The sequence below is a fragment of the Rhodobacteraceae bacterium D3-12 genome (genome assembly GCA_025916135.1).
In the GTDB taxonomy this organism is placed as follows: Bacteria; Pseudomonadota; Alphaproteobacteria; order Rhodobacterales; family Rhodobacteraceae; genus JAKGBX01.
Window position 1 is genome coordinate 626,165 of sequence record CP104793.1, and the last position, 21,490, is coordinate 647,654.

A 21,490-nucleotide genomic window follows, 5' to 3' on the forward strand; every position below is an offset into this window, starting at 1 on the left:
ATTAAAGGCTCAACCCCGGTTTCTTTAATGGCAAAAATACCCAAATCCATCCCGCGCCAAGCGGGGCCGCCATCAGCGGCGGTGCGGTCCGTTTGCCGGGGTCCGGTTTAGTCCAAGGGATGATCAGGCGCGCGGCGCGACGGGGCGCGATAGGGGCGGGTGACATCCTTGAGGCTGGCTTCCAATGCCTCAAGCTCGAGCCGGATCACGCCGTCGCCTGCCAAGGTCAGCAGGATTTGCCCGGAGGGCGCGTCGCCCTCGCTCCAGTCAACCGACAGCAGCGACAGGATCATCTCTGGGTCCGAGCGGTCGATCCCTTGCGACGCGACGTTCAGCACGTTGTCAAAGAGCAGCACCGATTGCACCCGTTCCGGCCCGTGCCTCTTGCGGCCCTTGTCCTCCCACCGGAAGCGGTTGAGCAGCAGGGCAAAGCGGCGGTCGCGTTTGTGAAAGCGCATTTCGCTGACCGGAAAGACCGCGTCCTGTGCCAGCGCCGAGATCACCTGAAGATCCTCGGCGTCCATTGCGCCGAGGTTCAGCGGGCGTTCGTGACCGTCTTCAAAAGTGGCGTCTTGTTCGCTCATGTTTCCTTGACCCGTTCGATTTTGGCACCCACGCCTTCGAGTTTGCCAACCACATGTTCATAGCCGCGATCAAGGTGATAGACCCGGCTGACCACGGTTTCGCCTTCGGCCGCCAACCCGGCAAGGATCAGCGAGACCGACGCCCGCAGGTCTGTTGCCATCACCTGCGCGCCTTTGAGGCGTTCCACTCCGGTCACGGTGGCCTGACCGCCCTGCACGTCGATCTGTGCCCCCATGCGGATCAGTTCGGGCGCATGCATGAAGCGGTTCTCAAAGATTTTCTCTTCCAGCACCGAAGTGCCGTTGGCGGTACACATCAGCGCCATCATCTGGGCCTGAAGGTCGGTCGGGAAACCGGGGAAGGGTTCGGTTGTGACATCCACCGATTGCACCCGGCCATTGCGCGGGCGCACCAGCAGGCCACGGTCGGTTTCGGTCACTTCAACCCCGGCCTGATCGAGCTTTTCGACAAATGCGCCAACGAGGGAGAGCTTGCCACCAAGGCAGAGCACTTCGCCGCCCGCAATCGCGGGGGCCAGCATATAGGTGCCCAGTTCGATGCGGTCTGTCACCACCGGGTGGGTTGCGCCGCTGAGCCGGTCAACGCCTTGGATGGTGATTTCCGAGGTGCCGTCGCCATCAATCTGCGCCCCCATTTTACGCAGGCAATCGGCGAGATCGACGATCTCGGGCTCGCGCGCGGCGTTTTTCAGGACGGTGGTGCCTTTGGCCAGCGTCGCGGCCATAAGGACGTTTTCAGTGGCCCCGACAGAGGCAAAGGAAAACTCGACCACGGCACCTTTTAGGCCGCCGGGGGCCTTGGCGTGGAGGTAGCCGTCCTTGAGTTCGATTTCAGCGCCGAGCGCTTCGAGCCCGTGAATGTGCAGATCCATCGGGCGCGCGCCAATCGCACAGCCGCCGGGCAGCGAGACAACCGCGTGCCCCAGTCGCGCAAGCATCGGCCCCAGCACAAGGTTGGAGGCGCGCATTTTGCGCACGATGTCATAGTCGGCGACATGGTTGTTGATGTCATGGCTCGACATGGCGAGCACCTGACCGTCCTGCATCGTGGTGACTTCGGCGCCCAGCGATTGCAACAGTTGGGTCATCGTTTTGATGTCGCTGAGGCGCGGCGCATTGGTCAGCGTCAGCGGTTCTTCACTGAGCAATGTTGCCGGCATCAAGGTGAGGCAGGCGTTTTTCGCGCCGGCGATGGGGATTTCCCCGCGAAGTTCACCATTTCCGGTGACAATAATCTGATCCATTTACGGCCTGTCCTTTCCCTCGGGGGCGCCTTTTTTCGTGTCCGATTGATCGGTCGCGCGGGCCTTGGCCTGGGCCTTGCGGCGGGCCATGTTGGCTTTCAGCGCCGATTTCAGCCGGTCGTCGCGGCTGGGTTTCGGATTGGCGGGTGTTTTGCTGCTCATGATCACCTCTTAAAGGAGGTATGAAAAACAGTCCAGATTGCGCTTGCACGCGGGGGCGTTTGCGTCTAATCACCCGCCCACGCGAACGGCGTAATGCTGACGCATCCGGCGCTGCTGTAGCTCAGAGGTAGAGCACTCCCTTGGTAAGGGAGAGGTCGAGAGTTCGATTCTCTCCAGCAGCACCATTTTACCGAACGTCGCGATTTTGATCGGCCTTGGCGGGGCTTTGCAGGCTCGACTTACGCGCACCGCTTGCGCGGCACGCTGAGTGCGAGGGCTCGGTTCTTTCCAGCAGCACCATTTTTCCTACGGCTTCGAAGTCTGGTCGACCTTGGCAGGGCCTTTTGAGGCTTGGCTGGCGCGTCGCCTTCAGGCCCCGTCGTAGGGGGGATAGGTCAGGTAGCCTTCGTTGCCGCCGCCATAGAAGGTGTCGGGGTTCGGCTCGGCGAGCGGGTGTCCGGCCGCGAGGCGGGAGACCAGATCGGGGTTGGCGATGAAGGGGCGGCCAAAGGCGGGCAGGTCGATCACATTCTCGCGTATAAGCTGCGTGGCGCGGTCCTTTGTCATCGCGCTTGCCAGGATGATGGCCATGTCGCCGGAATGCGCGCGAAAGCTGCTCATCAGCGCGTCGAACCTCTGCATTTTTTCCGGGTCGAGCGGGCGGCCATTGGTGGATGAACCGGCGCGCGAGTGATCCATGAAGTGGACATAGGCGATGCCGCGGTCGGCCAGCGCGGCAACCAGCGTCTGGAAGGTCTCGGGGATGCCGTCAAACAGCGGCATGGCGAAGGGCTGACCATAGGGCGAGAGGCGGATGCCGACGCGATTTCGCCCGACGCGATCGACCACCGCATCGACAAGGTCGAGCACAAAACGCAGCCGTCCGTTAAGCGTTTGTGCTGCGTATTTGTCGGTACGGGTGTTGACGAGCGGATTGATGAATTGATCCAGCAAATAGCCGTTGGCTCCGTGAATTTCTACGCCGTCGAACCCGGCGGCGATTGCGTTTTCGCTACCTTGGGCGAAATCCTCTATCACGCGGTCGACTTCGTCTGTTTCAAGAGCGCGGGGTTTGGAGGCGTCGATCAAGTCGGGGGTGCCGTCGGGGCCATAGCCGAAGGCCTTGGCGCCGATGGCCTGAATGTCGGAGGCACCGACCGGGGCGGCGCCGTCGCTTTTGATGCTGGTGTGGGACACGCGACCAACGTGCCAGAGCTGTGCGAACATCTTGCTGCCCTGAGCGTGGATAGACTTGGTCACGCGCTGCCAGCCGGTGATATGCGCCGGAGTGTAGATGCCCGGAATGAAGAGATATCCCATCGCTTGTTCCGAGACCGGGGTGCCTTCGCTGATGATCAGACCGGCGCTGGCGCGCTGGGTATAATAGAGGGCGGTCTTTTCATCGGCGACACAGGTTGTGGCGCGGGCGCGGGTCATGGGGGCCATGACGATGCGATTGCCAAGGCGGGTGCCCGACAGATCGAAGGGGGAAAAGAGGTTGGGCATAGGGTGTCCTTGATCGGTTGCCGGCGGGCGACAACGGGCAGTGCGAACCGGGTGGGGGGGTTACTCTGGCGCGGTGTCCACCATCGACGGGCGGGCGGCGAAGGTTTCGTACCATTTGGTCAGAGCCGGACGGCTGCTGCGCCAGTCGAAATCGGCGAAGCGGAAGTCGAGATAGGCAATGGCGCAACCGATGGCGATGAGGCCGGCGTCGATGCCGGAAAAATCGGCGGTTTCCGCCTCCATCCGGTCGAGCGAGGCGTTGATTTTGCCCATCTGCCCGTCGAGCCAGTCCTGCCAGAGCAATTCAGCGGGGCGCATCGCGGTTTCGTAGCGGGCCAGCAAAGCGGCGTCGAGCAAGCCGTCAGCGAGGGCTTCGCGGCGCAGCACGGTCCAGACCGTATCGTTTTCGGGATACATCTTGGCGCCATTATGCTGGGCATCGAGCCAACGGGTGATGACCCGGCTGTCATAGAGGGGTTCGCCGTCATCGAGGATGGCGGTAGGCACTTTGCCGGTCGGGTTTTCCTTGACGATACTTTGGTCGGCGGCAATCGGGCTGGCCATGGAGGCGAGTTTTTCGACGCTCTGGCCGGTTTCAAGGGCGAGGACCATGACTTTGCGGACATAGGGGGATGCGGGCGAGTGGAAGAGTTTCAACTTGAGGTCTCCGGTGTGTCTGATTGGGTTTTTTCAGGTGTGACCGTGATGCGGCCGGTTTCGATACATTCGGCGAGGTATTCGCCTGCGAAATTGACGTGCTCGCGCATGAGGTAGTCTGCGCGGATCGGATCGCGGCGGCTGATCGCCTGAAGGATCCGGTGGTGATCGTCGTGGCTCCGTTTCATGATGTCGAAGTCCTGCCAGACGATCATGCGGTTGGAGGCGAAGGGAATGAGCTGGGTCTGGCGGACGAGTTCGACGATCCAGCGGTTATGCGTGCGGTGGATGATTTCATCGTGAAAGCGCACGTTCATGTTTCGGTAGCCGTCAATGTCTTTTGGATCCAATTTTCCATTTTCCAGCGCCCGATCCCCAAAGTCGAGAAGGGCCTCCATTTCGTCGACCACCTTGGAGGGCATGCCGAGTGTGGCGAGGGACGCGGCGGCGAGACCTTCCAGCACAGCGCGGGCGGCATAGCCGTCGATGATGTCTTTGCGATCGAATTCACGCACCGTGTAGCCGCGATTCGCCTCGTATTGCAAAAGCCCTTCGTTGGCGAGGTTCGAGAGTGCCGTGCGCAGCGGTGTGCGCGACACGCCAAGCCCACGCGCGAGGCGTTCCTGTTGCAGGCGCTCACCCGGATGAATTTGCCCGCTCATGATGTGTTCACGCAAAATATTCGTGACTTCTTCGGTGCTTGTAATCGCCAATACGCGTCCTCCGATGTGCCGGATTACATGGATAGTATGTAAATTGCATATAAGGAAGAGTTTCGCAAGATCGTATCCAAAGTGAGGCTATTCCCCAAATAAATGCTTGACAATGGCGGTAGAAAGATCAGATTGCATCCAATCTAGAACGGCAGATGAGGGGGCTGTCAATGGATCGACGGTATTTGATAACGGGTGGCGCGCGGGGCATCGGCACAGGTATTGCCCGCCGTTTGGCCAATGATGGAGCGCAGGTCGTGATTGCGGATCTGGACCTTGGGCAGGCGTCTGCTGCGGCGGAGTCATTGCCGGGCTCCGGGCATTTCGGGATCGAGATGGACGTGACGGATGAGGCCGCGGTTGTTGCCGGATTTGAGCGCGCGGAAGAGGCCGGGGCGCTTGACGGGGTGGTCTGTAATGCGGGCATTTTGATCTTGCGAGACGGCGGCGAACGTGCGCCGCTTGTCGAGACCGAGCTGGATGAGTGGAGCCGGACGCATGAGGTCAATCTGACCGGCACTTTCCTGACTGTGCGGGAATTCTTGCGCCGCCGGAAAAGCAATTCTGTATCCAATGGCCGCATTGTGACGTTCACATCAAGCGCGGCGCAGCTGGGCGGATATCGCAGTTCGTCGTCTTATATTTCGTCGAAATCCGGGGTGATCGGTCTGACCAAAGCGGTGGCGCGTGAATGCGCGGGCGATGGGATCACCTGCAACGCGGTTGCGCCGGGATTGATTGATGCGCCGATGCTGCGGCTTTCGTTGGCGGACAAGGACGATGCGGCGGCGGCGGCGAATATTCCGCTGGGCCGGATCGGTGTGCCCGAGGACGTGGCGGGGGCGGTCGCCTTTTTGCTGTCCGAGGACGCGTCATACATGACCGGCGGCGTTCTGGACGTGAACGGCGGGTACAGAATGCAATGAAACAGCTTTATCGCATCCCTTTTCTTGACTGGTTGTCGAACCGGTTGATGGACATCTCAGGCCTGCTGTTGCTGGTGATGATGCTGCATGTGGTGCTGGACGTGTTCATGAAATACGTTTTCAACCAGCCGGTGCCGGGCACGCTTGAGGTGGTTTCATACTACTACATGGTGGGCGCGGTTTTCTTGCCGATTGCGTTTGTCGAGCTGGCGCGCGGATCGGTGGCTGTTGACCTTTTTTACATGATGATGAGCCGGCGTGTGAAGGTTGCGTGCATGTGTTTCGTGCTGCTGACCTGTGCTGCGGTTTACGGCGGTTTGGCCTGGAGCACCTATGGCGATGCGATGCGATCGTTTTCGACCGGCGAGGTGGTCATGGGGCCGGTGACCGTGGTGGTTTGGCCGAGTCGATTTGTCCTGCCTTTGAGCTTTGGGCTGGGCGCGCTGATCTGTCTTTTCCATCTCGCGAAGCTGATCTTTGACAGGGCTGCCAGTGCCGCGCTTGTTGAAACCCATCCAGAAGGCGGAGATATCTGATGGACCGTTTAGAAATCGGGTTCACCGGCCTTGCGGCGGTGCTGGCGCTTATTGCCTTGCGGCTGCCGATCGGGCTGGTGCTTGCTCTGGTGAGTTTTGCGGGGATTTGGGCCTGTACCAATGGCACTGCGGCGTGGGGGTTGGTCAAGGCCGTGCCTTATCAGTTTATCGCCACATGGTCGTTCAGCGCGGTGCCGATGTTCCTGTTGATGGGATATATTGCCAGCCACGCGGGTCTGACCAACGGCTTGTTCAAGGCGATGCGGGTGATGCTTGCGCGGGTGCCGGGGGGCTGGCCTGTTCCACGGTGGGGGCCTGCGCGTTGTTTGCGGCGGCGTCGGGATCGTCGGTGGCGACATCGGCGGCGATGTCACGCATTGCCGTGCCGGAGATGATCAAAGCGGGGTATGACAAGGCGCTGGCGACCGGCTGTGTTGCGGCGTCGGGGACGCTTGGTTCGCTTATTCCGCCGTCGATCTTGATGGTGCTGTACGGGGTGTTCACCCAGCAATCGGTGGGCCAGTTGTTTATGGCCGGGTTTTTGCCGGGCGTTTTGTCGGCTGTGATCTATGGGCTGATGATTGTGGTGCGGGTCAAGTTCAACCCGAGCCTTGCGCCGCCCGCAGAAGAGAAGATCGACCGGGCCGAGTTTCGCGCGGCGCTGCGCGAGATATGGCCTTTGCCGTTGTTGATCCTTGGGGTTCTTGGCGGAATTTTCCTTGGGATCATGACGCCGACCGAGGCCGGGGCAGTTGGCGCGTTTATCGCGATCTTGATTGCGGCGGCGCGTGGCCGGTTGGGCGTGGATATGATGCGCGGGGCGCTCAAGGATGCGGCGGCCGGGACATCGGTGATTTTCATCATCGCGATGGGTGCCAGCATGTTTACCAGCTTTATGGGGCTGAGCGGTGTGCCGCGGGTCGTGGCCGAGAGCATGCTGTCGGTCGGGGACGATCCGATCACGCTCATCCTGATGATCGCCATCATTTACATCGTGATGGGCATGTTCATCGACTCGATCGGGTTGATGCTTTTGACGCTGCCGATCCTGATGCCGCTGTTGGCGGCGGCGGATGTCAACATGATCTGGTTCGGCATCATCGTGATCAAGCTGTTGGAGATCGGTCTGATTACGCCGCCCGTCGGGCTCAATGTTTACGTGATCAACTCGGCTTTGCGGGGGACGGTCGCGCTTCCGACGATCTTCCGTGGGGCCCTGTGGTTCATGGCGATGGATGTTTTGACCATCGCAATACTGGTCGCGTTTCCAGCGATCGTTCTGTGGCTACCAAGCCTCATGCAATAACAAGGGAGAGGAGATTACCCATGACGTTTCTTAAACAAATAGCGGCCGGTGCCGCGGTTGCGGCTTCGGCCACATTCGCGACGAGTGGCGCAAACGCACAGCAGATGCTGTCGACGTGGCTTGAGCCGAACCACATCATCACCATTGAAGGCCACAAGGGTTGGGCCGATCTGGTGCGCGAGGCGACCAAAGGCGAGATTGATTTCGAACTTTTCGTGGGTGGCGCTCTTATTCCGGCGAAATCGACGATGCAGGGCACGGCGGACGGGCTGGCGCAGGTCGGGTTCCACACGGCGACCTATACGCCGTCGGATCTTCCGGTGTCGAACGCGCTGGCGGATATGGGATTTGAAGTGCCGGACGCCTTTGTCATGGCGTTTGCCTTTGGCGATTTCATGATGAACAACGAGCAGGGTTATAACGACTGGCGCAAAAACGGGGTGATTTTCGGGGGCAGCTATTCGACCCCGATCTATTACTTCATCTGCCGCGAAGACGTGAAGACGCTGGACGATATCAAGGGCAAGCGCGTGCGCATGCCCGGTGGCGGCTGGGCCCGTTTCGGTCAGGAGATCGGCGTGGTTGGTGTGAATGTGCCATCCTCGGAAATCTATACAGCGTTTGAGCGTGGGTCGGTTGATTGCACGGCGTCGGATGCAACGCATTTGACATCGGGTGCGACGCTCAAAGAGGTGGCGAGCTCGGTTACGTTGCTCAAGATGAGCCCGTTCTATGCCGGTGTGACCTATGCCTATAACCCGACCTTCTGGAAGGGGTTGAGCGAAGAGCAGCGCCGTGAGCTGTTCAACCAGTCCGCTCTTGCCATGGCGCGGATGCAGATTTCCTATGACAAGCAGGCCGAGGCCGCTTTGGTGGACGCCAAGGAAGCCGGAATCAAGTTGATTGAACCGGATGCGAGCCTTCAGACGGCCTATGATCAATGGGTTGCTGGCGGCGTGGGTGGCATGGCCGAGATCGCCAAGTCGACGCATGGGATCGACAACCCGGAGGAGCTTTATAAAGCGTTCCGTGTCTATGTCGACAAGTGGCAGAAGCTGCTTGAGGGCGTTGATCGCCACGACGAAAAAGTGGTTGCGGCGCTGCTGCGTGAGAACCTCTTTGACAAGATTGATGTGGCGACGTTCGGCACCGAATGATGCACAGGCGCGGCGCCCGGTTTCGGGGGCCGCGCACATCAAAGTTTGGCGCGGCCGAGGCGGCGCAAACCCCATTCCCCAATTGGAGTAGGTCAAGATGACAAGCGATGCAGGCAAGACTGCTATCGTCACCGGCGCGGCCGGTGGGATTGGTCTGGCGACGGCGCGCAGGCTGGCCGAGGACGGTTTTCGTGTCGTGATGACGGATATGGACGAAGGGCGGCTGAACAAGGCTGCCGAAAGCATTGCGCAGGACGTTGAGACGGTTGTGGCCAATCTGAGCGATGGCGAAGATCGGGCCCGGCTTTTGGAGCGGGCGGGCGCGGTTTATGCCTTGGTGAACAATGCCGGGATATTTTCGACCAAACCGGCGCTGGAGCTGACCGGGGATGACTTCCGGCAGATGTATGAGATCAACACAGTCGCGGTTTTCGAGCTGTGCCGCCTTGCCGGGTTGAGCATGCGCGATACGGGGGGCGGCAAGATCGTCAACATCTCGTCACGCTCGTTTCTGGGCGGGCCGAATGTGGCGCATTATGCGGCGTCCAAGGGGGCGGTTGTTGCGCTGACGCGGTGTCTGTCGCTGGAGTTGGCGGAGCACAACATCCTTGTGAACGCGATCGCGCCGGGGGTGATCGACACCGATATTCTCAAGAGCTGGGACGAGGAAGAGCGCGCAAAGCTTGCGTCTTATCAACCGCTTGGACGGGTTGGGCAGCCCGAAGACATTGCCCATGTTGTTTCAATGCTATCGGACCCGCGCACGGATTACATCACCGGTCAGGTGATCGTCGTTGATGGTGGCCGGTCAGTAGGAGGTGGAAATGTCTGAGAGTGATCGCCTTGAGGGCGTGGCCGTTGTCACCGGCGCGGCGAGCGGGATCGGGTTTGCGACGGCGAGATTGCTGGCCGAGCGCGGGGCGGGTCTTGTGTTGGCGGATCGCGATGCGGCGGCCTTGGAGGCCTTGAACGATGCCGAGTTCGGGGATCGGATTTTGGCGCGGGTTGCTTGCGATGTGGCAGACCCGGCGGCGCCGGAGCAGATCGCCAAGGCGGTGCAGGAAACGGGCCAACCTTGGGTGGCTTTGGTCAATAACGCGGGCATTGCGGCGGCGCCGAGCATCGCGAACACCGATGACGACACGTTGCAGAGGTTTCTGGATGTCAACTTGGCCTCGGTTTTCCGCATGTCAAAGCTCGCCGTGTCAAAGATGCGGGCCGGGGGCGGCGCGATTGTGAACATCGCGTCGGTCTTTGGGTTGACCGGTGTTGGCGGCAGTTCGGTTTATGCCATGACCAAGGGGGGCGTGGCCGCCTTGACGGTGCAAATGGCCTGTGAATTTGCGCGGGACGGCATTCGCATCAATGGCATTGCGCCGGGGTTGATTGAAACGCCGCTGACGCGTGAGCGCATCGACACGGGCGCGTATTTCCAGCGCACCATGTTGGAGGGCACCCCGATGGGGCGCGCCGGGCAGCCCGAAGAAGTGGCCGAGGCGGTTGCCTTCCTGCTGAGTCCGCGGGCCGGGTTTATCACCGGAGAGGTTCTCAAGGTTGATGGCGGGTGGTTGACCGGGCGGCTTTTGCCGCCGATGCGCGAGGGGGGCGTGATGACGGCCCTACCGAAAGACGCCGATGTTGTGATTGTGGGAACGGGGGCCGCCGGAATGTGCGCGGCGATCCGGTTGCACAAGCTGGGGCTGTCGCCGGTGCTGATCGAGAAGACGGCGTATTTTGGCGGCTCGACCGCGGTGTCGGGCGGGGCCGTCTGGGTGCCGCGCAACCCGCATTCCGAAGTTGTTGGGCGGCCCGACACGCGCGAGGCGGCGATGACCTATTTGCGCAGTGAAATGGGCAACCGCATACGCGAGCCGCTGGTCGAGGCGTTTCTGGACAACGGGCCAGAGATGGTGGCATTTCTTGAGGCCGAGTCCGAAGTGAAATTCGCCGCACGTGCGTTGGGGCCGGATTACCACCCCGATCAGCCCGGTGGCAGCCTTGGCGGGCGGGTGATGGACCCGCTTGATTACGATGCACGCCGGTTGGGCGGGGCGTTGAAGCGGTTACGGCCTCCGATCCCCGAGTTTACGGTTCTTAAAGGCATGATGGTGGGGCGGACCGATCTGGGGATGTTGCCCAAGATGCACCGCTCGCTTGGTGCGTTTGTCTATTCCACCAAGGTTGTGCTGCGCCATATGGCGGATCTGTTGCGGTTCGGGCGCGGGACGCGATCGGTTCTGGGCAATGCGCTTGCTGCGCGGCTGGGACAGACGGTGCATGACCTTGGGATTCCGATTTACTATGAGGTCGCCTTTGAGGGTTTGATCCTTGATGCGGAGGGCCGTGTCAGTGGCTTGCGCGCAACGCAGAACGGGGCGCCGTGCGAGATTGCCGCGCGTCATGGTGTGGTGCTTGCGTCGGGTGGGTTTCCACAGAATGACGCGATGCGGGCCGAGGTTATGACGCATGCGCGTGGGGGCAAGCATTGGTCGATGTCGCCGGACGGCAATACCGGGGATGGCTTGCGCGCGGCGGAGCATATTGGCGCGGTGCGGGGCGACAACAACATGCATCCGGCGTTTTGGGCGCCTGTGTCGCGCTATAAACGTGCGGACGGCAGCGAGGTGCCGTTTCCGCATCTGTTCCTTGATCGGGCCAAGCCCGGTGTGATTGCTGTGACCGATAGCGGCGAACGCTTTGTCAACGAGAGCGCATCGTATCACGATTTTGTCGCCGGAATGCTGACGGCGATGGAGAACGGGGCCAAGGGGTTCCGGTTGATCTGTGACCATCGGTTTATCCGGCGCTATGGGCTGGGCGCGGTGCGGCCATTTCCGGGCCGGTTGTCGCCGTTTTTGCGCAATGGCTATGTGATGCGGGCCGATAGTCTGGGTGAATTGGCTGCTCAGGCGGCGGTGCCGGTGGTGGCGCTGGAGGCGACGGTTGCGGCCTATAACCGGGATGCGGCACGCGGCGAGGATAGCGCGTTCGGCAAGGGGAGCAGCGATTACAACCGCTACCTTGGCGATCCCGAGAACACGCCCAACCCCTGTTTGCGACCGATCGAGAACGGACCGTTTTATGCGCTTGCGATTTATCCGGGCGATATTGGAACGAGCATCGGGATTGTCACCAACGAGAATGCGCAGGTGGTGAACGCCCAAGGCGAGGTGATTGGCGGGCTTTATGCCGCCGGGAATGACATGAATTCGATCATGGCGGGTTCGTATCCGGGGCCGGGAATCACCTTGGGGCCGGCGCTGACCTTTGGCTATATCGCCGCGAACCACATTGCCGGGGCGGTGCGCGCCAAGGGCTAGTGGTGTGTGGCCTCGTCAGGGTCGAGTTCGATACAGATTGCCCTGAGCCAGAGATCGTCGAGCAGGCGGATGACCATCTCTTTGTCGACGGGGTCGTCGGAGGGAGTCCAGCCGTGCAATCTGCGCACGTCGATCAGCAGCGTGTCGGACAGGCTTATCAACGCGCTGATTTTGGTGCGAAGAAACTTTGGGTCGTCCTGAGCGGAGGGATTGATGGCGCGCGCGATCATGATTCGCAGGATGAGATCGCCCATTTATCGTTTATCGAAGAGGCGCGGCGGGCGATGGCATCATTTTCGCGCAGGAGCGTGTTTTTGGCGGCGAAGAGGTTTGAATTTTCTGACGACAGATTGACCATATAGGCATTGCTGCGATGGATTGATTGAGCGAATGAAAAGCGCCCCCGCCCGCGGGGGAGGCGGGCATACATCAAGGCCCAGTACATTCGTATAACCGCGCTGACGATGTCACATTTGCTCTTAAAATAAAGGTAAAACGTCGCTCGCACGATGCCGGCCCGGCTTGTGATGGCTTCAACCGTGAGGGCCTCGTAGCCGACCTTTTCAAGCTCGCGGGCGGCAACGGCAAGGAGCTTGGCGCGGGTGCGCACGCGTTTGCGATGGCTCTCCATCCGAATGGCGCGCGCCTCAAGCACGTCGGCCACATTGAAGCCCGAAAGCTCTGGGTCATCTATGGGAAGCGGGGCGGTTTGACTGTTCATAATTTGCTTTATTGACATACCGTCCAATTTAGTCAACGGTGCAAAAAATGGACAGATTGTCATAAATGGACGCATCGTCATAAAATGAGGAATATCGCATAGTGATCGGATCGCAGGTTCAGTTTCAGAACGTATCCAAAACCTTCGGCTCTGTTCGCGCACTTGAGGATTTCAGTCTTCAAATCGCGCCTGGAGAGTTTGTCACTTTGCTCGGGGCTTCGGGGTCGGGCAAGTCAACCGCGCTGAATATACTTGCCGGGTTTCTTGATCCGACATCGGGGGACGTGTCGATCGACGGCACCGTTGTGAACGGTGTCCCATCGGAAAACCGCAATGTCGGGATGGTGTTCCAGAATTTCGCGCTTTTTCCGCATATGAATGTGTTCGAAAATGTCTCGTTTCCGCTCAGGATGCGGCGGGTTGCCAGCGCCGAGATCAAGCGCAGGGTAGAGGCCGCGCTTGAAATGGTGCGGCTGGAGGCGTTTGCCGAGCGCAAGCCTGCGGCGCTTTCAGGCGGGCAGCGACAGCGCGTGGCTTTGGCGCGGGCGGTTGTGGCGGAACCGCCGGTGTTGTTGATGGATGAGTGTCTGTCTGCGCTCGACCTCAAGCTTCGCGAAGAGCTTCAGGGTGAAATACGCCGCATTCACCGCGAGATCGGCACGACGGTTGTTTTTGTAACCCATGACCAGACCGAGGCGCTGACCCTGTCGGACAGGGTGGCTGTATTGTCCAATGGGCGGATTGCCCAAGTCGATACGCCGCTCACGCTCTATGATGCGCCGCGCACGCGGTTCATTGCGGATTTTGTCGGTCAGTCGAACGTTTTTGATGTCAGGCATACGGTATCGGGTGCCGCGGATGTGCCGGACCTTGGGGTCACGCTTGACCCTGTGCCGGAGGGGGCCACGGCAATCAGCCTGCGCCCGGAGCGGATTCAGCTTGGTGGCAATGTGGACGCCGGGAGCGTCGCTCTGAACGGAACAATCGAGGATGTCGCGTTCTTTGGCGCGTCTGTGGTTTCGGTCGTGCGGCTGGCGAGCGGCGCGAAAATCGAAGTTCGAAAATCACGCGATTCAGAAGACAAAATATTGGCGTTGGGGGAGGCGGCAGTTGTGAGTTTTGCGCGCACTGCCCCGGCGATGTTGTTCGATGAATGAAAATAAAAAAACATTAACAAGGAGATACCAATGAAGAGATTTGCCAAACTTTTGGCCGCGGCGAGCGTTGCGGTGGCCGGTGTCGGAGCCGGAACGGCGATGGCCGAAGATACGCTGGTGTGGGCCGGATCAGGCGGCGGGCTTGCCGAAGTGTGGAAAGAGGTGTTTGACGATCCGTTCACCGCAGAGACCGGGGTCAAGGTTGATGGGCTGGCGACATCGGACCGGGCCTCGGCGATCAAGGCGATGATGGTGGCGGGGCGCGTGACCTGGGATGCGGCGGAGCTTCCGCCGGTGGATTATGCCATTGCCTCGGCGAATGGTTGGCTTGAGCCGCTGGATTGGGACAAGATGGACCCCAACAATATGGTGCCAGAGGCAGGCAGGTTGCCTGACGCGGGGATCGCGGCGACCTATTCCACCATCATTGCCGTGCGCACCGACAAGCAGCCGGACGGGCAGTCGATGACGGGCTGGGCCGATTTCTGGAATGTTGAGAAGTTCCCCGGTGGGCGGGCGTTGCAGAATTCGGTGATCGAAAATCTGGAATTCGCCTTGCTGGCGGATGGGGTTGCGCGAGACGACCTTTACAAGGTTCTGGCGACGCCAGAAGGGCAGGACCGCGCCTTTGCCAAGCTGGACGAGATCAAGCCGCATGTTGTGGCCTGGTGGACCGCCGGGGCGCAGCCGGTTCAGATGCTGTCGGATGGGGAAGTTGTTTACACCACGGCATGGAACGGGCGGATTACCAAGCTGGCCAGTGACGGCACACCGGCCGCGATTGTCTGGGCCGGGGGCGCGTTGAAGCCGACCTATGTGGTGGTCATCAAGGGGTCGAAAATGGTCGAAGCGGGTAAGAAATACATCAGCTTCATGGTGACCGACCCGAAACGCGCGGCGAAGTTCGCGTCGATCCTGCCTTATCCGGGCATGACCAAGGGGCTTTACGATCATATTGATCCGGAGGTTGGCAAATCCATGCCAACGCATCCCGACAACATGAGCCAGCAGTTCGTCGTGAACGCGAAATTCTGGGAGCAGAATGTCGACGCGCTTCGTGAGCGGTGGGAAGAGTGGCTGCTCGAATAAGACGGCCATGTGCCACCCTGCGCACGGCTGAAAACGGCCGTGCGCGCTCTCTTTGCTTGATTTACCGGAACAGAGTGAAACGCGATGAATAGATGGATAATGCTTCCGGGCCTGCTGCTGGTGATTTGCCTGTTCGTTTTGCCTGTTGGGTTTGTCTTTCAGATCAGTTTGTTTGATCCGAGCTTCGCGCTGGATCATTTTGAGCGGTTCTTTACGCGCGGGCCGTATCTGAAGATTCTGTGGAATACGCTTAGCCTGTCGGGGATTGTCGCGTTCAGCTGTTTGCTGATCGGTTATCCGGTTGCGTATTTCATTGTCAGGCAGCCACCGCGAAGCCGCCCGTTTCTTTTGTTTGTGATCCTTGTTCCGATGTGGATGTCGATCCTTGCGCGGACCTATTCGTGGATGGTGGTGTTGGGGCAGGAGGGCATCATCAACCAGATGCTGTTGTTCATCGGTTTCATTGACGCACCTGTTCAGATGCTCTTCACCACCGGCGCGGTTTATGTCGCGATGATCCAGATCATGCTGCCCATTCTGATCGTGACCTGCGTGTCGTCGATGACCGAGATCGACCAGTCGCTGTTGCGCGCCGCGCGCACCATGGGGGCGAGCCCGCGGCGGGCGTTTCGCGAGGTTTTCCTGCCGCTGTCGGCCGAGGGGGCGGTGACCAGCACGTTGATCGTCTTTATCCTGAGTGTCGGGTTTTTCATCGTCCCGGCGTTGATTGGCGGGCGCAAGGACGTGTTGTTGGCGAATTTGATCAGCCGGCAGGTGACGCAGACCAACTGGGGATTTGCCGCCGCGATGGCGATCATCATGCTGCTGGCGGTGCTGGTCATCATGCTGGTGGTGCGGCTGGTGTCGGCGCGCTTCATTCATCATGAGAGGGAGGCCCGGTGATGTCGTTCTTCAGCTCTGCCGTGCTCTTGCGGCTGCATTACTTTCTTGTCGTCGTCTTTTTGTTTTTCCCCATTCTGATCGTGACGCCGATTTCGTTCTCGGACAGTCAGTTCATGCGGTTTCCACCCGATGGGCTGAGCCTGCGTTGGTATCGGTATTACTTTACCGATCCGGTCTGGCTTGATGCGACGTTCAGGTCGCTGCGGGTCGGGCTTGGGGCGAGCGTGTTGGCGACGGCGATTGGGGTTCTGGTGACCATCGGAATGGGGCGCGGACCCGCCAAGGGCAAGGGGCTTTTGACGGCGATATTCGTGGCCCCGGCGATTGTGCCAAATGTCATCGTCGCGCTGGGGGTGTTCATCCTAGCGGTGCGCACCGGGGTGTCGGACCGCGAGCTGACGCTGGTTGCGGCGCATGCGGCGATTGCCCTGCCGTTTGTGGTGTTGATTGTCGGTGCCGCCTATCGCCAGCTTGACCCGACGCTTGAACGGGCGGCGCGGGTTATGGGGGCGGGGCCGGTGCGGGCCTTTGTGCATGCGACGCTGCCGCCGTTGATGCCGGCGGTGCTTTCTGCCTCGATTTTCGCATTCTTCATCAGTTTCGACGAGCTGATCATCTCGTGGTTCCTGATGAGCAGCGCCGAGACATTACCGATGCGGATCTGGAGCGATCTGCGCTTTGAAATCAATCCGACCATCGCCGCCGTGAGCGTGTTTTTCGTAGGTGTGACGACGATTGCAATGACCACCGCCGAGTTGCTGCGCCGCAAGGCCGTGAAGAGAGACGCCGAATAGATACCGCTAAATTTAGAATAAGGAAGTACCAATGATACGTTACGAAAAGCAGGGCGACATCGCCGTTATGACGTTTGATAATCCGCCGCTGAACGTGCTGACGCCGGATGATCACAAGCGGTTGTTTGAAATCCTTCAGGACTTTACGGCGGACCGCGATATTCGCTGTGGTGTTCTGACCGGATCGGGGGAGCGGGCGTTCAGCGCCGGGGATGATATCAAAACCGAGCGTCCCATGCGCACGCGCGAAGAGGTGGTCGAGCGCCATCTGACACCATCGCGCGCGTTTGAGACGGCCGAGTATCCGGGGTGGGAGGCAGAGCTTTTGACGATGCCGCGGCACAAGCCGATTGTCGGGGCGATCAACGGATACTGTCTTGGGCAGGGGTTCCTTTACATGTCGATGCTGACCGATATCAGATACGCGTCGAAGACGGCGCAATTCGGGCTGCCAGAGATTGCCTATGGCATGGGCGGCGCCGGTGGCATGTTGAGCCTTGGCAAGCAGATCCCGCATGCGGCGGCGATGGAAATACTGTTGCTGGGCAAGATTTTCAGCGCCGAGCGGGCCGAGGAACTGTCGTTGATTAACGAGGTTGTGGACGCGGATGCGCTTATGGAAACGGCAATGGCAGCGGCGCGCCAGATCGCGTCGCATCCGCCGATGTCCGTGCGTGTCGAGATGGAAACCTATCAACGCAGCCAAGATATGAGCCGTGCCGACAGCATGGCGCTGGCAATGCATATGTACCGGCTGGCGCGGAGCGTGCAGCCACGGGACCTACCGCTTACGAAAGGTAAGGGAGAATGACGGCTCTTCATCCCGGATTGGACGAGGTTGCCCGCCTTGCCGAGAAGCTTGCGATTGAGGCTCCGGTTTGCAACATCAACGATTTTGCGGCGCGTCAGGCCGAACGGTTTGGCGCGGCGATTGCCTTGGACTATTTTCAGCTGGGTGAGCAGCTGAGTTATGAGGCATTGCACCGTCGCTCTAACCGGGTGGCGGCGAATTTGCTGGCGCTGGGGTATCGCAAGGGCACCCATATCGCGGTGATGCTCAACCACGGGCCGGCGTCTGCGTTGGTGTGGTTCGCCATTCAGAAAATCGGCGCGATCATTGTGCCGGTGAACACCGCCTATCAGGGCAAGGAGCTGGATTACATCCTGAACCAATCTGATGCGCAAACGCTTATCATCGACGAGGTTTTCCTGTCGCGACTGGAGGATATGAAAGAGCGGCCTGAGTGTCTTGGCGATCCGCATGTGGTGCGGCGCGAGCACCTTGGTGCGCTTGAGGTTGGCGGTGATTTGGATGTGTTTGACCCCGGATACACGGTTGCCGGCACCGATTTGGCGAATTTGCAATACACCTCAGGCACCACGGGGTTTCCCAAAGGGTGCATGTTGACCCAAAATTACTGGCTTAAACTGGCCGGTATCATCGGGGTGAACCTGCAGGATCACGGCTGCGCGCGCATGCTTATCTGGGCACCTTTTTTCTATATGGACGGTCAGTGGACTTTGCTGGCGGCGATGGAAATGGGCGGGACCGCCGTGGTGGCGTCAAAGATGAGTCTAAGCAAATTTCTGGACTGGATAGGCGACAACCAGATTGATTATTGCATGATGCCCGAGCCGATCATGAAGCTGGTCGAGGCGCGCCCCGAGGATCGGGACTTGCCGCTGAAATACATCCAGACCTTTGGTTGGCGCCCGTCTGCGCGGGCCGAGGCAGAGGTGCGTTTTGACGCGATCTGCCGGGATGCCTTTGGCATGACCGAAGTTGGTCTGGCGATGATATGCCCCGAGGCCAGCGGCGAAAAGCTTGAGCAGAACATATGCGGTGTTGTTGCGCCGGGTCGCGAGACGCGTGTGGTTGACGAAGCGGGCCGCGAATGTGCGCCGGGTGAGCCCGGAGAGCTGCAAATTCGTGGCGACGCGATCATGCTTGGCTATTACCGGCGGCCAGAGGCGAACCAAGCAGCGTTTGACGGTGATTGGTTCCGGTCGGGCGATTTGTTCATCAAGGATGCCGAGGGGTTTCATCGTATTGTCGGGCGTTTGAAGGACATGATCAAACGCTCGGGCGAGAATATTTCGGCCAGCGAAGTGGAAGCGGCGATGCGCGATGCGCCGCAGATTTCGGAGGCGGCGGTCATTGGCGTTGCGGATGATTTGCGCAAGGAAGAGGTGATGGTTCTTGTGAAGCGCACCGAAGGGGTTTCCCCGGAAGAGTTCGGCGCGGCAGAAGTATCAGCACATTCCAAGATATTGGCGGCGTTCAAGCGCCCGCGATACATTGGTTTTGTTGATGAATTCCCACGCACGGCATCAAACAAGATTGCCAAGTCGCGGATCGCGATTGAGCATATTGCGGGCGACGTGGTCGATACCTTGCAAGAGGCGACGGTGGCGGAGCCGCGATTGAAGGCGTTGCTTCCGGCGTCGTGATCTGACTGCACCCGCTTGTTGGTTGAAGCCGGTCAAGACCGGTCAAAGCCGAGCGGGTGCAGGCAAACTTGCGGCAGAGGATTCACAGCCCCACAAATTGACGCTAACGTGCCTGCATGAGCAGGCCGCAGGAAACCGATCTTTATCCACCCGTCAAAGCCTATCTCGAAGCCATGGGTTTCGAGGTGAAGGGAGAGGTGGGTGCGGCGGATGTGGTGGCGCTCTGCGAGGGGCGGGAGCCGTTGATCGTTGAGCTTAAGACCGGCTTTTCGCTGACCCTGTTGCAGCAGGCGGTGGCGCGTCAAGCGGTGAGCGATTGCGTCTACGTTGCTGTGCCGCGCTGGAAGGGGAAAGCGGCGTGGCGGACGTTTAAGGGGAATGTGGGGCTGTGCAAGCGGCTGGGTGTTGGGGTCTTGTCGGTCAAGCTCGACACGGGCGAGGTCAAGGCGCATTGCGATCCGGTGCCGTTTCAGCCGCGCAAGTCCAAGCGGCGCCGCGCAGCATTGCTCAAGGAATTTGCCGGGCGCGAGGGCGATCCGAACCTTGGCGGGATGAAACGCGAGACGATTGTCACCGCCTATCGGCAGGGGGCCGAGAAATGCGCCGTTTTCCTGATGGAGCAGGGGCCGAGCAAGGGGGCTGTGGTGGCCAAGGCGACCGGTGTGGAACGCGCGACGGCGATGATGCGGGACAACCATTATGGCTGGTTTGAAAAGGTTGCGACGGGTGTTTATACGCTGAGCCCGGCGGGGCGCGCGGTTTGTGCTGGGGCCGTGGAGTGAGGCCGGTGGATTGAGGCCCGTGAAATGAGGCCAGTGGATTAAGGCCAGTGAAATCGGGCCAGTGGATTGAGCGAAAGGCGACGCAGATGAGCGATGCGAAGGTGTTGATTGCGGGCGGTGGGATTGGCGGGCTGACCCTTGCCCTGACGCTGCATCAGATCGGGGTGAAGGCGGTGGTGTTTGAGGCGGTGCGCGAATTGCGCCCGCTGGGCGTGGGGATCAACCTGCAACCCAATGCTGTGCGCGAGCTTTTTGATCTGGGGATCGGGGCCGAGGCGTTGGACAAGGTGGGATTGCCGGCTTTGGAATGGGCCTTGGTCGGGCAGGGTGGTCAGGAGATTTACGCCGAGGCGCGGGGGCTTGAGGCGGGGTATCGCTGGCCACAATATGCGGCGCATCGCGGCAAGTTTCACATGCTGCTGGCGGATGAATTGCGATCGCGGGCCGGAGAGGGCGCGATTGTGACCGGGGCGCGGGTGACGGGCTATGAACAGGACGCGGATGGTGTCAGCGCGATTGTCGAGGGCGCCGATGGGGCCGTGCGGCGCGAGCGCGGCACGTTGTTGATCGGGGCGGATGGCATTCATTCGAATGTGCGTGCGCAGATGCATCCCGAACAACCGCCGATCCATTGGGGCGGTGCATTGATGTGGCGCGGCACGACGCGGGCCAAGCCGGTGCGCACGGGCTCGTCCTTTATCGGGTTGGGCACGCACCGCCAGCGGATGGTGATTTACCCGATCAGCCATGTGGGCGAGGACGGGCTGGCCGATATCAACTGGATCGCGGAGGTCACTTATGATGACCCGGATGAGCGCAAGACAGGGTGGTTTCGCGAGGCCGAGATCACGGATGTGTTGCCGCATTTCGAGGGGTGGAATTACGATTGGCTGAATGTGCCTGCGTTGATCCGCGGCGCGGGGGCCGTGTACGAGAACCCGATGATTGACCGCGACCCCGTGCCGACATGGGTCGAGGGGCGCGTGGCGCTGATGGGGGATGCGGCGCATGCGATGTATCCGACCGGGTCGAACGGGGCCAGTCAGGCGATTGTCGATGCGCGGGTGATCGGGGCCGAGATGCTGAAGCACGGTGTGGGCCAAGCGGCCTTGGCAGCGTTTGACGCAGCGCTTTGTGAGCCGGTGTCGGCGTTGATCCTGCGCAATCGCGGGGCGGGGCCGTTCGGGTTGCTCAACATGGTGGATGAGCGCTGTGGCGGGGTGTTTGAGCAGATTGACGATGTGGTTCCCGCCGAGGAACGGGCGGCGTTTATGGCAGGCTATAAGGCGGCGGCGGGGTTTGCGATTGAGAAGCTGAATGGCGCGGAGCGCACGATTGCGGAAGGTGCGCGGGTTTAGTGCATAAGCTGATCGGGATGTTGACGTGGCTGAGGCCGCCGGGCCAGCGCCTGGCCGTTCCGGCGGGCTGGTGCTTTGGCGAAGGCAGTTTGACCTACATAGC

21 protein-coding genes, 1 tRNA gene and 1 pseudogene are annotated in these 21,490 nt (G+C 60.4%); 15 read left to right on the forward strand and 8 right to left on the reverse strand.

All coding sequences use genetic code 11. The annotated features are described in order from the left end of the window. Window positions 1-107 precede the first annotated feature (107 nt). From N4R57_03100 to N4R57_03110, 3 genes are read right to left on the reverse strand one after another with little or no spacing between them, the layout of a single operon-like run. On the reverse strand, window positions 108-584 hold the full coding sequence (locus N4R57_03100) for a DUF2948 family protein (GenBank protein ID UYV38101.1): 477 nt from the start codon (window positions 582-584) through the stop codon (window positions 108-110). Continuing rightward, window positions 581-1,849 carry a UDP-N-acetylglucosamine 1-carboxyvinyltransferase gene (gene murA / locus N4R57_03105; GenBank protein UYV38102.1) on the reverse strand — a complete coding sequence of 423 codons (1,269 nt, stop codon included), beginning with the start codon at window positions 1,847-1,849 and terminating at the stop codon, window positions 581-583. Before murA ends, N4R57_03100 begins: the two co-directional genes overlap by 4 nt. After that, window positions 1,850-2,011 (reverse strand): hypothetical protein, encoded by a 162-nt coding sequence (locus N4R57_03110; protein UYV38103.1) that lies wholly within the window; start codon window positions 2,009-2,011, stop codon window positions 1,850-1,852. Window positions 2,012-2,121: 110 nt separating this feature from the next. Here N4R57_03110 and N4R57_03115 point away from each other — a divergent pair. Next, window positions 2,122-2,196 (forward strand) — tRNA-Thr (locus N4R57_03115). Window positions 2,197-2,380: 184 nt separating this feature from the next. Here N4R57_03115 and N4R57_03120 read toward each other — a convergent pair. The 3 genes from N4R57_03120 to N4R57_03130 are packed head-to-tail and all read right to left on the reverse strand — an operon-like array spanning window position 2,381 to window position 4,887. Next, a complete protein-coding gene (locus tag N4R57_03120; GenBank protein UYV38104.1) occupies window positions 2,381-3,517 on the reverse strand; it encodes an alkene reductase in 1,137 nt (378 codons plus the stop codon). 60 nt (window positions 3,518-3,577) lie between these two features. Beyond that, window positions 3,578-4,174, reverse strand: coding sequence for a glutathione S-transferase (locus N4R57_03125; protein UYV38105.1), 597 nt, complete (start codon window positions 4,172-4,174; stop codon window positions 3,578-3,580). Next, the gene (locus N4R57_03130) at window positions 4,171-4,887 is read right to left on the reverse strand and encodes a GntR family transcriptional regulator (GenBank protein ID UYV38106.1); all 717 of its coding nucleotides are present in this window, start codon (window positions 4,885-4,887) and stop codon (window positions 4,171-4,173) included. Before N4R57_03130 ends, N4R57_03125 begins: the two co-directional genes overlap by 4 nt. Window positions 4,888-5,057: 170 nt before the next feature. On the opposite strand from N4R57_03130, the gene N4R57_03135 reads away from it, so the two are divergent. The 6 genes and pseudogenes from N4R57_03135 to N4R57_03160 all read left to right on the forward strand — a co-directional run bounded on the left by N4R57_03135 (window position 5,058) and on the right by N4R57_03160 (window position 12,132). Continuing rightward, window positions 5,058-5,813 (forward strand): SDR family oxidoreductase, encoded by a 756-nt coding sequence (locus N4R57_03135; protein UYV38107.1) that lies wholly within the window; start codon window positions 5,058-5,060, stop codon window positions 5,811-5,813. Next, window positions 5,810-6,349, forward strand: coding sequence for a TRAP transporter small permease (locus tag N4R57_03140; protein UYV38108.1), 540 nt, complete (start codon window positions 5,810-5,812; stop codon window positions 6,347-6,349). Before N4R57_03135 ends, N4R57_03140 begins: the two co-directional genes overlap by 4 nt. Then, window positions 6,349-7,655 (forward strand): annotated as a pseudogene (locus N4R57_03145) (TRAP transporter large permease). Before N4R57_03140 ends, N4R57_03145 begins: the two are co-directional and overlap by 1 nt. A 20-nt stretch (window positions 7,656-7,675) precedes the next feature. Then, the gene (locus N4R57_03150) at window positions 7,676-8,812 is read left to right on the forward strand and encodes a C4-dicarboxylate TRAP transporter substrate-binding protein (GenBank protein UYV38109.1); all 1,137 of its coding nucleotides are present in this window, start codon (window positions 7,676-7,678) and stop codon (window positions 8,810-8,812) included. A gap of 97 nt (window positions 8,813-8,909) precedes the next feature. Then, window positions 8,910-9,644 carry an SDR family oxidoreductase gene (locus N4R57_03155; GenBank protein ID UYV38110.1) on the forward strand — a complete coding sequence of 245 codons (735 nt, stop codon included), beginning with the start codon at window positions 8,910-8,912 and terminating at the stop codon, window positions 9,642-9,644. After that, complete coding sequence (locus N4R57_03160) at window positions 9,637-12,132, forward strand: SDR family oxidoreductase (GenBank protein UYV38111.1); 2,496 nt, start codon at window positions 9,637-9,639, stop codon at window positions 12,130-12,132. The genes N4R57_03155 and N4R57_03160 overlap by 8 nt, the downstream gene beginning before the upstream one ends. Here N4R57_03160 and N4R57_03165 read toward each other — a convergent pair. Both N4R57_03165 and N4R57_03170 read right to left on the reverse strand, forming a co-directional pair. Next, complete coding sequence (locus tag N4R57_03165; GenBank protein UYV38112.1) at window positions 12,129-12,386, reverse strand: hypothetical protein; 258 nt, start codon at window positions 12,384-12,386, stop codon at window positions 12,129-12,131. The two genes, N4R57_03160 and N4R57_03165, sit on opposite strands and share 4 nt — an antisense overlap. Then, window positions 12,359-12,934, reverse strand: a complete 576-nt coding sequence (locus tag N4R57_03170; GenBank protein ID UYV38113.1) for a TetR/AcrR family transcriptional regulator — start codon at window positions 12,932-12,934, stop codon at window positions 12,359-12,361. Before N4R57_03170 ends, N4R57_03165 begins: the two co-directional genes overlap by 28 nt. A gap of 20 nt (window positions 12,935-12,954) precedes the next feature. On the opposite strand from N4R57_03170, the gene N4R57_03175 reads away from it, so the two are divergent. The 8 genes from N4R57_03175 to N4R57_03210 all read left to right on the forward strand — a co-directional run bounded on the left by N4R57_03175 (window position 12,955) and on the right by N4R57_03210 (window position 21,387). Then, complete coding sequence (locus N4R57_03175; GenBank protein ID UYV38114.1) at window positions 12,955-14,010, forward strand: ABC transporter ATP-binding protein; 1,056 nt, start codon at window positions 12,955-12,957, stop codon at window positions 14,008-14,010. A gap of 30 nt (window positions 14,011-14,040) precedes the next feature. After that, the gene (locus tag N4R57_03180) at window positions 14,041-15,099 is read left to right on the forward strand and encodes an ABC transporter substrate-binding protein (GenBank protein ID UYV38115.1); all 1,059 of its coding nucleotides are present in this window, start codon (window positions 14,041-14,043) and stop codon (window positions 15,097-15,099) included. A gap of 99 nt (window positions 15,100-15,198) precedes the next feature. Beyond that, the gene (locus N4R57_03185; GenBank protein UYV38116.1) at window positions 15,199-16,002 is read left to right on the forward strand and encodes an ABC transporter permease; all 804 of its coding nucleotides are present in this window, start codon (window positions 15,199-15,201) and stop codon (window positions 16,000-16,002) included. Further along, window positions 16,002-16,796, forward strand: a complete 795-nt coding sequence (locus N4R57_03190; GenBank protein ID UYV38117.1) for an ABC transporter permease — start codon at window positions 16,002-16,004, stop codon at window positions 16,794-16,796. Before N4R57_03185 ends, N4R57_03190 begins: the two co-directional genes overlap by 1 nt. Window positions 16,797-16,827: 31 nt before the next feature. Further along, the gene (locus tag N4R57_03195) at window positions 16,828-17,607 is read left to right on the forward strand and encodes an enoyl-CoA hydratase/isomerase family protein (GenBank protein ID UYV38118.1); all 780 of its coding nucleotides are present in this window, start codon (window positions 16,828-16,830) and stop codon (window positions 17,605-17,607) included. Further along, on the forward strand, window positions 17,604-19,247 hold the full coding sequence (locus N4R57_03200) for an acyl--CoA ligase (GenBank protein UYV38119.1): 1,644 nt from the start codon (window positions 17,604-17,606) through the stop codon (window positions 19,245-19,247). Before N4R57_03195 ends, N4R57_03200 begins: the two co-directional genes overlap by 4 nt. 116 nt (window positions 19,248-19,363) lie before the next feature. Continuing rightward, a complete protein-coding gene (locus N4R57_03205; GenBank protein UYV38120.1) occupies window positions 19,364-20,029 on the forward strand; it encodes a DUF2161 family putative PD-(D/E)XK-type phosphodiesterase in 666 nt (221 codons plus the stop codon). Between the two features lie 86 nt (window positions 20,030-20,115). Further along, entirely contained in the window at window positions 20,116-21,387 is a 1,272-nt protein-coding gene (locus tag N4R57_03210) for a flavin-dependent oxidoreductase (protein UYV38121.1), read from the forward strand. The last annotated feature ends 103 nt before the right edge of the window (window positions 21,388-21,490 follow it).